The sequence below is a fragment of the Paenibacillus sp. LRG-1 genome, from assembly GCF_057220305.1.
Genome location: NZ_CM170126.1, coordinates 1,572,758 through 1,586,791 on the forward strand (window position 1 = coordinate 1,572,758; position 14,034 = coordinate 1,586,791).

Annotated in this window: 13 protein-coding genes and 1 pseudogene; 11 read left to right on the forward strand and 3 right to left on the reverse strand. The window is 35.6% G+C overall.

Going from position 1 to position 14,034, the window contains the following annotated elements; genetic code table 11:
* The first annotated feature begins 199 nt into the window (after positions 1-199).
* A complete protein-coding gene (locus tag ACUUJN_RS06910) occupies positions 200-484 on the forward strand; it encodes a contact-dependent growth inhibition system immunity protein (RefSeq protein WP_484669443.1) in 285 nt (94 codons plus the stop codon).
* Positions 485-643: 159 nt separating this feature from the next.
* Here the strand turns inward: ACUUJN_RS06910 and ACUUJN_RS06915 are convergent, their stop codons facing one another.
* Positions 644-910 carry a hypothetical protein gene (locus ACUUJN_RS06915; RefSeq protein WP_484669444.1) on the reverse strand — a complete coding sequence of 89 codons (267 nt, stop codon included), beginning with the start codon at positions 908-910 and terminating at the stop codon, positions 644-646.
* Between the two features lie 732 nt (positions 911-1,642).
* Here ACUUJN_RS06915 and ACUUJN_RS06920 point away from each other — a divergent pair.
* The 7 genes from ACUUJN_RS06920 (at position 1,643) to ACUUJN_RS06950 (ending at position 9,378) form a co-directional block, all read left to right on the forward strand.
* Positions 1,643-3,991 carry a hypothetical protein gene (locus ACUUJN_RS06920; RefSeq protein ID WP_484669445.1) on the forward strand — a complete coding sequence of 783 codons (2,349 nt, stop codon included), beginning with the start codon at positions 1,643-1,645 and terminating at the stop codon, positions 3,989-3,991.
* Positions 3,992-4,467: 476 nt separating this feature from the next.
* Complete coding sequence (locus tag ACUUJN_RS06925; protein ID WP_484669446.1) at positions 4,468-5,406, forward strand: Gabija anti-defense Gad2 family protein; 939 nt, start codon at positions 4,468-4,470, stop codon at positions 5,404-5,406.
* A gap of 151 nt (positions 5,407-5,557) precedes the next feature.
* Positions 5,558-5,746 (forward strand): hypothetical protein, encoded by a 189-nt coding sequence (locus ACUUJN_RS06930; RefSeq protein ID WP_484669447.1) that lies wholly within the window; start codon positions 5,558-5,560, stop codon positions 5,744-5,746.
* 21 nt (positions 5,747-5,767) lie between these two features.
* Positions 5,768-6,223, forward strand: coding sequence for a hypothetical protein (locus tag ACUUJN_RS06935; RefSeq protein WP_484669448.1), 456 nt, complete (start codon positions 5,768-5,770; stop codon positions 6,221-6,223).
* 22 nt (positions 6,224-6,245) lie between these two features.
* Positions 6,246-7,616, forward strand: a complete 1,371-nt coding sequence (locus tag ACUUJN_RS06940) for a hypothetical protein (RefSeq protein WP_484669449.1) — start codon at positions 6,246-6,248, stop codon at positions 7,614-7,616.
* Positions 7,617-7,748: 132 nt separating this feature from the next.
* On the forward strand, positions 7,749-8,483 hold the full coding sequence (locus tag ACUUJN_RS06945; protein ID WP_484669450.1) for a stalk domain-containing protein: 735 nt from the start codon (positions 7,749-7,751) through the stop codon (positions 8,481-8,483).
* A gap of 97 nt (positions 8,484-8,580) precedes the next feature.
* Entirely contained in the window at positions 8,581-9,378 is a 798-nt protein-coding gene (locus tag ACUUJN_RS06950; protein ID WP_484669451.1) for a hypothetical protein, read from the forward strand.
* 332 nt (positions 9,379-9,710) lie between these two features.
* Here the strand turns inward: ACUUJN_RS06950 and ACUUJN_RS06955 are convergent, their stop codons facing one another.
* Complete coding sequence (locus ACUUJN_RS06955; RefSeq protein ID WP_484669452.1) at positions 9,711-10,289, reverse strand: hypothetical protein; 579 nt, start codon at positions 10,287-10,289, stop codon at positions 9,711-9,713.
* Positions 10,290-10,351: 62 nt separating this feature from the next.
* Positions 10,352-10,906 carry a hypothetical protein gene (locus ACUUJN_RS06960; RefSeq protein WP_484669453.1) on the reverse strand — a complete coding sequence of 185 codons (555 nt, stop codon included), beginning with the start codon at positions 10,904-10,906 and terminating at the stop codon, positions 10,352-10,354.
* A 164-nt stretch (positions 10,907-11,070) separates the two neighbouring features.
* Between ACUUJN_RS06960 and ACUUJN_RS06965 the strand changes: the two genes are divergently transcribed.
* The 3 genes and pseudogenes from ACUUJN_RS06965 (at position 11,071) to ACUUJN_RS06975 (ending at position 14,024) form a co-directional block, all read left to right on the forward strand.
* Positions 11,071-12,786 (forward strand): recombinase family protein, encoded by a 1,716-nt coding sequence (locus ACUUJN_RS06965; protein ID WP_484669454.1) that lies wholly within the window; start codon positions 11,071-11,073, stop codon positions 12,784-12,786.
* A gap of 42 nt (positions 12,787-12,828) precedes the next feature.
* Positions 12,829-13,236 (forward strand): annotated as a pseudogene (locus tag ACUUJN_RS06970) (ATPase, T2SS/T4P/T4SS family); the annotation flags it as partial.
* A complete protein-coding gene (locus ACUUJN_RS06975; protein ID WP_028543029.1) occupies positions 13,233-14,024 on the forward strand; it encodes a type II secretion system F family protein in 792 nt (263 codons plus the stop codon). The pseudogene ACUUJN_RS06970 and the gene ACUUJN_RS06975, both read left to right, overlap by 4 nt.
* Positions 14,025-14,034: the final 10 nt, after the last annotated feature.

Below are 14,034 nucleotides of genomic sequence, written 5' to 3' on the forward strand. Positions count from 1 at the left end.
CTGTTAATTGGATGTGGCATTTTTATGTCAATTTGCTTCTGATTTCCATGTTCAAAGAATGGAGGAAACTCGTCTTCAAAGCACGTAACAAATGACTTATCAAGGTCCCAAGTGTATTTAGTAAAAGATTCCTCTATGCCTACCGGTTATAGAATTATTACGGGTTATCCTGTATTTAAATAAAAGAGGAGAGTAATATATGAAACAAGAAGTGAGTTATGAAAATTTGAATTATTTTATAGAAAGTTACTTTAATTGGAGTATGGATTTCGCTGATTTAGAGAACTTAATTGAGGAGTTCAAAAGTAGGGAGTTACCTGCTTATGTTGAAGGTCTGACTCAGGAGATCGAAGAAATAAATGAACTAAAGAATTGGGATAGTGTACAAGAATTTGTTTATTTATATGGACAAAGAAATTTGAACATTAAAAAGATTGAGCGCATGATTGAGTTGTTACTGACAAAATTACATGGAGATAAATAAAAATTATTTTGTAAAGCGATAGAATAAAAATGCGGCAAAAAGGTCTAATTACGAACTAACAGGTCACCACGGAGGAAATTAAAGCACCATCATGAGTATTCCTCAAAGCAAAAGGACTCCAGCCATGTATTATGTTGGCAGAGTCCTTTTGTGTTCATCTTACAATTTATTCTCATTTACCAGTTTTAAAATAGGATTCAGGAACTCCCGGGTGTAAAAGAAACCGCCCTTTGAAGGAGCAGTCACTCGACTGTGGTCAAACACTTTGAAATCGTCAATGTTTGTTATCTCATGTGTTTCACTGTCATATACTAATTCAACTAAATCTTTATAGTCTTGCTTTGACCTAGGGAAGCACAGTACATCGTGAATTGTATCATGGGAATCTAAGATATAAACATGGGTGTCAGTAACTCTATAATTCATAATATCTCTCCTTATAATGGTATAAAGATATAATAGTACAACCTTTACCACTTACAAAGGTGCGATTGAAAAGTATGGTAGAGGATTTTAATTAAAAGTGTAACATTTATTCTAATCAAAAAAGGCTAAGGGAGATGGATCAGAGCGCCCGACAAAATGGAATTCAGATTTTTTTTCATTATATACATTTCTGGTGTTCTTGCTAGTAAAACGTGTGTTTCCTCCATTATCATTTTTTGAGAAATATTGTTGACAGCATCGAAGGACAAGTGATATATTATATGCACACCAATTGAGCATGGCTGACTTCAGTTGGAATGACGAAGAAAAGGAGACGCAAAATGAATCGAAGGTGAAACAGAATCACATAGGATGAAATTTAAGTAGTTGAAAATACATATTGCATTACCACAGTTACAATTAACAAAGTAGTTTTAAAATACAGCAAGTAGACAAGATGAATACTAGATTAGATAGATGGATTAAGGTATTTTTAGGATCGGTAAACTTGATATTGTTTTATTTGCTATCTGAAATGGGTCGTTAAGTTTATTTGTTGTGCGATCTTTGAAAACTGAATACAAGAAAGGTGGGAGTAGTCTATATTTCTGCGGAGATAATGGTTATTCACTCGCTAAAATATTCATTTATCTTTGAATGGAGATATTTTTGTTGAGTACTGTGACTATTTAGATGGATAGTAATATAAAATGAAGGGAGAAGTATATATTTTTGGCTTTTGTAGAGACGCGAGATTTTATTCAAGTTACTGCTAACAACGGGAAGACAAATTTATCATACATATTTGAAGGTAATGAAGATGTGCAATTGCTTAAAAGTAAGGTCCATAAAAGCAAAATGAAATACTACAGCAAAGAAGCTGCCAAGGAAATTGAGGAATGGAACAAAAAGGGCTATGGTATTTACTTTTTGCCTAATGGCGGCGGTTACAAAAATGATGAAATAACAGAATTTCGTGCGTGTTTTATCGATATGGATATCAAAGATGAGATTGAGCATGAACTTGTTGTTGCTGGGTTTACTGGAAGCCCAAATGAATTACAAGAGGCGGTAAAATCTAAGTTTTATTCGCTGAATAGTGCAGAGAAAACCAACTATAAACAGATATTCAGGAGCCGTGTTTCTGGATTAAAACAACGTGGGATTCCTCCAAGCGCAATTGTGGAAACGAAAAATGGGTTTCATATATATTATTTGCTCAATAAAGATACACAGAGACACCAATTTGAAACACTAGAAGGACTTTTAATTTACATATATAACGGGGATATGGCTGTAAAGAATACAGCCCGATTGCTGAGAGTACCTGACACTTTACATCTTAAAGATTCAAATGATCCATTTACAATAAAGCTTGAGGAATGGAATCGAAGTGTCAGGTATGATGCAGAAGATTTGATTATTCGTCTTAGGAAAGTTGTTGAGAAGGTACATGTTCAAACAGACTCTTTGTTATGTGTTAATTCACGTAAAGCACCCACATATAATACTAAGCTCCTGTCAAAAAAGAAAGGTCTTCCATCCAGAGTAGGGATAGATTATTCTTCAATGAATATCGGTAACATCCCTACAATCAGCAAAGGGTTTGAAGGAATTCCAGAACTAAAGAAAAGGCTAGGATTAGATAACCAAGATGATCTGTGCTATATAGACCGGGATGATATCAGGCAATTCTTGAAGAAGCAAAATTTAAAGCACCTACTTGGGATAGATTCTGATAGGTTCTATTGTATTTTTCACAATAGCAGTAATTCAACCAGCGGAAACATATACTCCTATGACGATAAGTGGTTTTATAAATGCCACAGTTCTCGATGTGGAGTCCATTATGATATTGTTCAGATTATAGAGAGAATAACAAGGCTTCCTATACATAAAGCATTCGACTATTTAAAAGAATTGTACAATATTGCCGAGGTTAAAACAGAATGGCAATTAGATCAAGAGAGACTTATTGAATTTAACATTGAGTTTCTGGAACGATTCAAGTACGACATAGATTTACAAGAGAACTATCCATACCTAACGAAGTTTCTGAAAACTAAAGGTACATTGGGGCTGCTGATCCAGATCCATGAGATAGCAAGGAGAAAACTTCCCCAACTTGCTAAAATGAGGAATATGGATTCAAGTAACGCTATTGTGTTCGCACCAATGAGGAAGGTCATAGAGGAGTTATTAAGCGAGAATTCAGATTTACACAGCATTAATAAGGCCAACACGAAAGTAGTAATCATGATATTTATGTATCTGTTCAATTGTGTTGGGGTTGACCAATTACCCTATGAAATGCAGAGAAGAATTGAACAGTATCAAAAGGAGTCTCATAAGAATAATATTATCCATTACAAAAATATAGCGAGATATTATGAGATAGTCAGCATGGATACTGAGCGGCTTGTACTAGCTGAAGAGATGAGCCAATTCTTTTATAAGAATCATTTAACAATTTCAAACTTTAATCGTGAACAGTTGATCAGGCTGTGTGGAGTAGAAGAGGGAAATCGTGTCTTCCCTGATCGATCAGATGAAGCGATATCGAATTTAAACCAATCCATCTCACAGGAGATTAAGCGAGTTGTAGATGAGTTAATTCAGGTCAAGGGATGGACCTATGACAATGAGATTATTGAGCATATAGATATCTCAGATTTCAATATGAAGCAACGATACAAAGACAGCTTCAAGTACATACCTAAAAAGAAGTCGGATGAATTAGATTCATTAGCTGTACTGGATAATGATGTTGGATTTCAGAAGTGGCGTTATGGGTTTCTAGCTAAAAAACTATCTATGAATGTACCAGCAATTATTTCTAATCAGGAGTATCGTAGGGCAAGAGTAAATAAGCTGTTGAGAAAGCAGTTTGACATTCCTATACATATAAAAGGTTTCGTTTATCATCAAGAAATATCAGAACAAGGTAAACAATTAGAAGACAAAGCTTCACATATCCTACGATTAAAGCAACATGATTTAAGTCTATCTAATGCTCAGATAGCTTCATTAGTTGGATGTTCAAGACAATATGTATCTAATGTTCTTAAATGCAGAGATTAAACTTTATATTGATAATCTGATTATAGAAGTGTCAACTAAATGGTCGCTTTTAAGCACCTCATATCATTAGACTAAAGAGTAGTAACATTATGGGGTGCTTTAATAAGCACATTTAGTTGACGGGTAGATAACAGAATAAGCAATGTACTTGGTCAAAATGGAATGACGTTTGGCTTGTCTTTAGTGCGTCCATTTTCTGGGTACTCTATAAGAAATTAAGATGCTTCGTTTTGGGATGGGCATTTATATAGGGAAGGATAACACCTGTTTATTCATAGATAAATGTATAGGGGTATGAGCGTTAAAATTGATTTAGGGACTCATCTTTACGCTTTTACATATAGCCGCATAAACTTACCATAGAGGCGGTTTATTGAAAGGGGTGATGCGCTTGAGCTAGTGTTGGACTGTTTTCACATGAAGTAAGCTAGAATTATATAAAATAAAAATATACATAACAAAGGGAGAATAAAGAATTGACAACTAAACATGATTGGCTGACTATCGGAAAAAACATGAAGGCAGAGCGCATTGAATTGGGGATGTCTCAGCAAAGTGTTGGTTACAAATTGGGCTGTTCGGATAAAAAAGTGAGACATTTCGAGCAGGGAAAAGAGATTAAAGACAGAGATTCATTTTACAAGCAGTATAAGCAGATCCTGAATGACAGTTATGATGTCCATCTGTCAGAGCCAGAAAAAGAGATTGAAGACAATCAATATGAACAAGCAAAGCGAACTCTTAAAGAATTGTTGCCAAACCATCTACGAACTCGATTCGATACATACGCTTTTATTGCAGGTGGATGCGTTCACAGTATCTACAATGGGGAAGAGCCGAACGATTATGATTTCTTTCTAACAAATGAAAAATACGCGCAAACATTAAAGGACTATTTTAGTGGTATTGAGGGCTTGGAAGAGAAAAGTAGTGCTAGTGCTAAGAAGGGTACATATAAAGGACTACCACTAATCGTAACAGATAACGCAATTTCGATAGGCAAATTTCAGATTATTACTCAATGGGTGGGGAACATTCATGATGTAGTTTCAGAATTTGATTTCAAGCACAATATGTTTTACTACTACAACGGAGAGATTGGAACGTTGAGCGATTTCAAATATCTAGATGAGAAGAAGTTAGTTTATAACGATCAACGAGGAAGAAACGTAGGACATACCTTTATTCGAACAATCAAATTTGTAGAACGTGGATGGACGATTTCACATAAAGAGCTTTCCAAATTGTTGATTAAACTAAATGATGTTGGTCTAAGCGAGAAAGAGATTCTGAGCTTTAATAACAGTATTACAAAGAATGAAGAATCAGATACATATAGCAGTGATAGCAATAGTAGTACCGATAGCAACACTAACATGAATATGAAGTGTGAAGACGACGAGAATTACGAATAATACATACATAGAATTTGAACGTGATTGAATTAAAAGGCAGGCTATGAAGGGAGGTGGGTACAATGTAGATTTTAAGTCAAGTTAGCTTGTTGGATTAGTTGGTAAAAGTGAAATGAATGCAAAAAAATCAAAATTAGAGAGGATAAATAAGATGAAACTAGCGGTGATGTTTAAAAATGGAGATTTGGCTATAGACAGAGAAAATTGCAGCATTGAAGATGCTCATAAATATTTAGATACTGCACAAGAAAACATCAAAAATGGTCAATATGTTATCTTCGATAATGGTAAAGCTGTTTACGAATCGAAAGATATTAAAGCTGTAATTGTGTACATGTAAATAAATAAAGGAGACTGGTTGATGAAGATTCAAAATCAGCAGATTTACTGGTTGATGGGGTTTATTATGGAATGCCCAATGAATGCAAAAGGAAATCGAATGAGAAGACGTTTCCTAGACATTTTAGAAAAAAAGTTTGAGCAGTATAAGGTACATAGACAAGAACTACTTGAAATATATTGTGCAAAAGATCAAGACGGGAATTTCAAAACCAAAACTGAAGCTGGAGAGCTATTGTATGAGATTGAGGATAAAAAGAACTACTTACTTGATTTTTCAGACTTACAGACAGAGTATTTTTTCGTAAGCGAAGATGATCAGAACGAAGAGATGTTAAGGATTATGGGCGAAGCCTTTTTAAGACAAGATGGATTATTTTCTGGAATGGATGCTCAATATTTAAATGATGTATCGGAAGAATTCGAGAAATATTTTAAAAAGCAAGGCATTGATTATAATCAATTTTATTTAAAATAATACATAAGGTGGAGAGTAGAACGTGAGCAGATTTAACTATGTAGTAGAGAATGGAATAGGGTATGCGTTTTCAGATACAAGAGCAAGTAAGGGGATGGGAGGCATATACTTCAAATTTTATGATGGATACGAGAAGACTAGGAAGTATGGGAATAAAACCGTGTCAATTGGTGGATACACAGAATATGCCGATAAGATTTTCTCTCAGATAACAGATAGTAGTAGTATTTCTGATATTCAGCGTATTACCAGGGAAGTATGTAAAAATGATGACAGCGAAATGGGAGTGAGTGTTTTTCTCTACAGACAGGGTGAGTATATCATGTATGACATGACCACTCATTCTCAAGAACCATTTGAAATTTTTAAGACTGTGCTTGATAAACGCGCTGTATTATGCGCTGGTGCAGGTACAAATGAAGCCGAAAAACTGATTCAGAAATTTGTGTCTCAAGGTCATTCTATCTTTGATTCAGTAGTTAAATCCTACATGCTACTCAACGATGAAGTAGTTGGTGGACAGCTAATCTATTACGTGAATAACAAAGGGACGATCACTAAACATGTCATTGATATTCCTGATGTAAAGAAGGATCTTAGACATTGGAATGATAGACATTCTCTACATGCTATGATGGATGGTAGAGCGCGATTTGCTGACGTTAAATTGACTAAACCAGACGGTAGGTTTTTGGCTGATACCAATAATGGTGTATTTGACCTCAATGGGTGGAATTTGGAGGGGATAGGAAAGTTAACGGCTGAAATGATCGCCGTGAACACAATTACCGCTGATGATGGCTATATAAATAGTTTGACAGTTAACCATCTAAAAACAATCGGGAGAGACGTGGAGATTGGTCAGTACGTCGATTACATAGACATCAAAGACAATAGCATTCAATTTATTACAGCTAAAGTGGGAAGCAAGGTTCAGGCTACAGATTCAAAGGGGAGACCACTATTCTGGACGGATAACACAAAAACAATTCTATCGCCAGATGAAACACAAGATATTGCGTGGTCATATAGCTTTGACGAAGTTAAGGTAAAGAGTACATATAAGTTTGAAGGTTCAGGAGACGCAGCCTACCCAACGATTGATCTAGGCTTGGGAGACCTGTATGGTTATGGAAAAGCGTCCATAGAGAAGCCAGTAGGTAGTTTGAATATAGTATATAAGGCAAGCAATTCAGGAGTGGCTAGAGAAGTAAGTCTTGCAGACAGCGGTTTATTTATAAAGAGCGAACGTGGGAAATTTGTAGTCGAAAGTAAAGATGTTACTTTTGCATCTGAGAACGGAACTATAAAAATGAGTAATGGAAAAGCATCAATAACGCTTAATTTAGATGGTTCTATTGACTTCGATGGGACTCGTTATAACTTTAAATAAATGTTAGGACTATTGGTTTTGATTATGTTGATTGCACCCCGAATGTAAACTAATTTATGTTGTGGCTACCTCCGATATATATTGTAAGTGTATGTAATCATATATGCTAATCGAATAATTGGAGGATATACAATGAAGAAGCGGATTCCAACGTTCCTCGCTGGTGCAATATTTGGCGTTGCAGTAGCAGTTAGTGGCGTAGCAGGAGCAAGTACATATTTAAAAGCAACATTGACACCTACAAAGATTATTGTTGATGGAGAACAAGCAAAACTTAGTGACAGCCCGATCAATGTGAATGGTAAAGCGTATCTTCCACTTAGAGATACAGCTTCAGCAATGGGCTATAATGTAGCAAGCGCAAGTGGCGGTAAAATTGAGTTGGTTAAAAGCAAAGGAACGGTTTCTACTCCCTCCTCTACCCCATCTGCTACAACAACCACAAAAAGTGAGCCAGCAACATCAGCGGTTAAGCAAGGAGGTAAAACCTTTAACGTGGAGCAGTACATAAAAGGAGATAAATTAGACAGCGAGAAGATTGCAGCAGCCATTGCTAGTGGTGAGCTGACGATTAATTCACAGGATGCAAATGGTGATAGTATTCTACATTGGGTGATTAGAAAGAATGATTATGCGACATACCTTGTGATCAAGAAGAATGCTTTGAATGTGAACCTTGTTAATTCACTTGGAAATTCCCCACTTCACGAGGCTGTTTTAGATAAAAATGGTTTTTATATAGGGGAATTAACTGGTAATACGTACAGAGCCAATGCTAAGGTCAAGAACGCTGAAGGGAAGATTCCGCTTGATCTAGTAGAGAAGGGGAGTTTCACCGAAACAGAGTTGAAAGCTTACATGTTATAAATCTAATCAAGCGTCCATCAATTGGGCGCTTTCCTTTTCCTATAGAAGAGAACAGCAGATAAAATCAACATTTCATAAAAACTAGGAGGCTATATTATTGAGTAAAAATCGTGTTGTACAATTAGAAGTTATACAGGATTGGATTGACACCTATGGAGACCATAATTACGTTGACTACAAGCGCCGCGCAATCGCATTCGTAGAGCGCTACTATACGAAGGATTCCAGTAGTACAGAAGAGCGCTTCGCAGTGTATCTTCTTCATGGCAGCATATACTGTCGTATTGTTAACTGTCGTCATAACGCTGGCATTTACAAGCATGTAGAATGCGAATGGGAAGATGAAAGCAAAACATTTTTAGAGCTAGTGAAACATAAAAAACAGTTTTGGCTTGATTGGAAAGAAGCAACAGTAAAATACATAGATAATGACTATAAGCAATCATTTAGGCCAACCATTGATCGAATTAATGAGCATCTGAATTATAATTTTGACAATATACAAGTTTTAACGAATGCAGAGAATGCTTCTAAAGCCACTCGTAAGCCACACTACGTTTTTAAGGTGTTTGATAGTGTTAACCCTGATAAATCCCAATCGTTTTGTAGATATGAAACTAAAAAAGAAGCGCTAAAATCAATCGGGTTGCCACAATCTCATAGCGATACTGGTCGTTACTATCAAGTGGAGGATTCTCTATACCTCATACAGAGTGAGGACGTTACATGGGGCAGAAGAAAGCTTGAAGATTACGAAACAACAGAGGATTTGAACTATTCGGGCTGGCTCCCTGTCAGAAAAACATCAGTTGGAAATGGGAAAGTACAAACGGTTTATCAGCAGTTTACTTTTGAACAAATGGCAATCATCTTAAAGGAACCTATAGAAGAATGAACATACATAGAAGTCGCTTCAGACGAAAGTTAAAGGTTGTTTGAGGGGGGCTAGAGTTAGGGGTAGGAACCAAGGTTATATATAAAAAAATAGAATTCCAAGCGAATTGTTTTTTAGATATCTAGTGGTCGCTCGGTGTAGTTAAATGGTTCCTTTACATCATAATAAGATTTTGAAGTTTATAGGTGTCCTACATAATGATGATCTGATTAATGTCCTTGAGAAAATATATAGAAGGAGTAGATAGAGTCAATCCAATTATGGGTTGACTCTTTTTTGTAAAAAACCAATTGCCTCAATTCAGAGCACATCTGGGTTTACATTGTTTAAGCTTAATCTAAAGAGTCTTTTTCCTCTTTTTTTTCTTCAATTATTCGGTTAATAAGATTCTTGTGAAGCTCAACAATTTTTAATTTCCTATTGTGAATTAAACTTGTGCAAACGAATAAAAGTGCTACAGCAAGAGAGATAAGCAAAATGCTTGTTACGTTATTCTCAACAATATTATTAATCACTTTAGTGAAATTTTCAATGAGTGTAGGAGCATCGTCCTTATTAGATTTATTGATTCTTAATTGGAATAAAGTACTATTAGATGTTAAAAGAAATAGAATAATAAAGGTGAATAGAGGATAGATCAGTTTTATAAATGAGTCTATAAGGATTAAAAAAATATTACTGGTGGGGGTAATATGCTCTAAATAATCTTTATGAAGCTTTAAGTCATAGAATGTTTCGCCTTGATATGCTTGATACAACAATTTAGTTTTTCTATAGTTATAGAATGTGGAGTGGGATTTAAATTTCTTTTTAATTGGATGTATAAGTGTCTTTTCAAAACTGTCAAGAACATTAATGTCAATTATAATAAGAATAATAATTGCTAAAATTATCCAAGCAGTAAATGTCATGCAAGTTGTCTCCTCGTAATCTTGTCTGAAATTTTTAGTATAAAACGGAAAAATATCACAGATTATAATTTATATTTAATCGCAATGTTGTCTAACTGATGTTGAGTTATTTTATTAGCATCTATTTCAATTTTTATGAAAGGTAGGAGGGTATTCTTCTTTTCTTTTAGAACTTTTCTATATATATTATTTAGAAATTTTTGAGAGAATTCTTTGAAAGGGCTAGGTGTTGTTACTGTGGCGCTATCTCCTAATAAATTGTCGATGTTCTTAGATGAAACCAACCAAGTATACGCAATTACTTTCGCTTTTCTTTTTTTTGATATAACTAATACTTTATGCATTTGTCTAATAAAGTCTCTTCGGTATTTTATCTTTTTTCCAATGTGTATTTCAATTTGATTAAACCAGTTGTATTGACAATTGGCAGGAAGCTTAATGAATTTCCTAGAATATAGAATTTGTAATAGTTGTTTTATTAAAAAAAGAAGAAGAGCAGCATATGACAAGATAAAGAGTATTTTTTCGAATATGGGGAAAATTAATATAAAAATTCCGAATACAGATAATAAGAATGATAATAGAATTACCGTTGTTTGCTGATTTAATGATTTCATTGGTACACTTCCTTATGTTTGATAAATACATTTTATGTGGTAATAAAAAAAATATCTACAATTAACATGTTGTAGTGTGTCTGATACGTATTTAAGCTATTATTTTTTTTGTTTTAATGATAACCTTTATATAAATATTGTATTGTTTACAAATGGAGGTTTGTATGAAGAGAATAGCTACATACTATGCCAGATGCTCAACAGACAAAGAAGAGCAAAAGCAGTCAATAGATAATCAAATTAGTGGTTTAATGAAATACGCAGAGGATCATGACTATATATTGTCTGAGTCTGGTGTTTTCAGTAGTAGAGATGGAGGAAATATTCCATACAAGGGATACGTCGATGAGGGTTTTAGTGGTGCTAAATCTACTAAGTACCGTAAAGCTTTTCTTCAAATGATGAAAGATGCTAAAGCTGGATTCTTTGATGTTATATTAACTAAATCAGTCAGCAGATTTGGTCGTAATGTAAAAGAGATGTTGATTCACATTGACGAACTGAAAAAAATTGGTGTAGGCGTATGGTTTGAAGATATACAATCTTTTACACTAAATAATGCAGATATGCTTAAGATTCAACTTTTCGCAACTTTAGCTGAAGCAGAAAGTACGTCGAAGAGTGATAGCATACAGTGGGCAAAAAAAGAAGCGGCAAAAAAAGGCATTTGGTCAGGTAGAGAACCATACGGCTATAATATCGTTCAGGGCAAATTAGTTATTAATGAGTATGAAGCTGAGGTAGTCAGAAGAATATATGAGTTATACATTGATGATTTATATGGAGTAAATAAAATAGCTAAAAAACTGTATGTAGACGATCAAATACCAACAAAGCGTGGAGGTAAATGGACTGGGTCGCATGTTGCTAAGATTTTAAAAAATGAAATCTATTTAGGTAAAGTTAGACAGCACAGAACAAGAAAGTCTGATATTAATTCTAATCTAATTGAGAAAATTCCAATCGATAAGCAGATTATTTATGATGACCAACTACTTAGAATCATAGATGACGAGACTTTCTTTAGGGCAAAAGCTGAAATGGCTAGTAGACCTCATATTGAGAGCTTCACATACAACACAAAGCATGATGACGGGAAAAAGGTTAGGACAGGTGCCGAGACAAATGGTAGGGGAAGATATTCAACCTCTCATTTATTTAGTAATTTATTATGTTGTGGAAATTGCGGTGGGATGATGAGAAAAAAAGTACAAAAAACAACTCGTCAGACGCACCATTATTATTATTGTCGTAACCATGAACAATACGGAAATTCTGTATGTGAATATCGTAATTTAGTAAGAGAAGAAGAAATGCTTGAATGGATAAAAGAAGAGATAAAGGAACGGATCAATGCTCCAGAAGTAAATGACTGGTACTACACAAAGCTAATTGAAAATAGATATCAAACAGTTGATTTTGCTAAAACAATAAAGGAACATACTGAAAGGTTGACTGAATTAGCTGAAGAGAAGGAGACTAACTTTAGGTTGGTAGTTAAAAAATTTATTTCTGACGAAGAATATAATACTAGAAATCAATCTATTGATTCGGAAATGCAAAAGTTACAAAATGAAATTAAAAGATTGAATTTTATTGATGATGAAATATATAGTCTAAAGTTAAAATTTGAAGATTTCAATGAAGAGTTGAATAACCTCGATTTGAATGATTTGAGTAATATAGTATTACGTAAATTTCTTCAACGAATTACCATAACAACTTATGAGGGTGAAACTTTTAGAGAAATTAATTGGAGATTTCTTGATTCTGATGAGGATGACATCATAAATAATAACCCAACTATAAAACAAGAGATTTACGAAGAGGAAATGCTCTATGAGGAGGAAATAGCCTTTATGGAGCAGTATGGAGAGTGAGGGGCGTATCCCTCACTTTTTTTGTTTTTAAATAACCTTTTTATAAACATTGTACAAGCGATGAATACTGGCCATGATGGAAGCTTGTCAACTGGGCATGCGAATAATATCCGCGATATGGTCAGCCGGCTGGAAACGATGGTGCTCGGAGGGGCAGAGCTTCCGCTTGGAGTAGTACGGCAGCAGATCAGCTCGGCCATTGATATATTCGTTCATCTGTCACGGATGCGCGACAAATCCAGACGAGTACTGGAAATTAGCGAAGTGATTGGTTTTGAAAATGGTGAGGTGACGCTTAATCCCCTTTATCGTTTTCAGGAACGAGGAGAAAGTAAGGGGCGAATCGTAGGAGGTCTGGAACGTTGTGGCGAGGGTCTGCAACATACTTTGAAGCTGCAAATGGCCGGGATCAATCCGCAAAACTGGCACAGGGGAGGAGTATCAGCGTGAAGCCAGGAAAAACGACTGCCAAGCAAGTATCACATGAGGTCCCTTCTCTGCCAGATTATACGGTGTATACATTATCGACAGTACAAAAAAGTCTGTGCATATTCTTTAGTGGCGTGCTGTTTGCGATGATCGGCTTTCTATTTTATCACCAATGGATATTATCGTTGCTGTGCGCTGCCGGGGCTGTGGTGACGCCTCGTTATTTTAGGCAATTTTTGCTGCAACGACGCAGGTCTGCTCTAAGCATCCAATTCAAGCAGGCGTTATATTCGCTCTCGTCTTCTCTTTCAGCGGGAAGGTCGGTGGAGAATGGTTTTCGTGAGGCTGTAGAGGATTTGAGATTGCTTAGCCCGGATGGAGATCACGACCTGATTTTTGAATTTAACATTATTACCGCCTGTCTCGAAATCGGACAGCCTGTAGAGGCTGCTTTGCAGGATTTGGCCCGTCGGGCGCAGATGGAGGATATTACGAATTTTGCGGACGTATTTGCGGCTTGCAAGCGAACCGGAGGTGATCTGGTAGAAGTCGTACGACGAGCTTCAAGTGTCATTGGTGAGAAGTTGGAAATTCAGCAGGAGATCGGTGTAATGATTGCGCAGAAACGTTTTGAATCGAGGGTTATGTTTGCAGCGCCTTTTTTGTTTGTATTGTTTATGACGATGACAGCGAGTGATTACATGATGCCCTTATACAGCGGTACAGGTATGATTTTATCAACCTTTTGTTTATTGGTGCTTGGTGGGTGTCTTGTGTGGATCAACCACATTATGAAGATTGAAGTGTAAGGAGAGATGG

What these genes read in the sequence shown, in the direction of transcription:
- ACUUJN_RS06915 (WP_484669444.1), bottom strand. Translation starts at nt 910, where the DNA reads ATGAATTATAGAGTTACTGACACCCATGTTTATATCTTAGATTCCCAT.
- ACUUJN_RS06935 (WP_484669448.1), top strand. Translation starts at nt 5,768, where the DNA reads ATGAAGATTCAAAATCAGCAGATTTACTGGTTGATGGGGTTTATTATG.
- ACUUJN_RS06960 (WP_484669453.1), bottom strand. Translation starts at nt 10,906, where the DNA reads ATGAAATCATTAAATCAGCAAACAACGGTAATTCTATTATCATTCTTA.
- ACUUJN_RS06945 (WP_484669450.1), top strand. Translation starts at nt 7,749, where the DNA reads ATGAAGAAGCGGATTCCAACGTTCCTCGCTGGTGCAATATTTGGCGTT.
- ACUUJN_RS06965 (WP_484669454.1), top strand. Translation starts at nt 11,071, where the DNA reads ATGAAGAGAATAGCTACATACTATGCCAGATGCTCAACAGACAAAGAA.
- ACUUJN_RS06910 (WP_484669443.1), top strand. Translation starts at nt 200, where the DNA reads ATGAAACAAGAAGTGAGTTATGAAAATTTGAATTATTTTATAGAAAGT.
- ACUUJN_RS06930 (WP_484669447.1), top strand. Translation starts at nt 5,558, where the DNA reads ATGAAACTAGCGGTGATGTTTAAAAATGGAGATTTGGCTATAGACAGA.
- ACUUJN_RS06955 (WP_484669452.1), bottom strand. Translation starts at nt 10,289, where the DNA reads ATGACATTTACTGCTTGGATAATTTTAGCAATTATTATTCTTATTATA.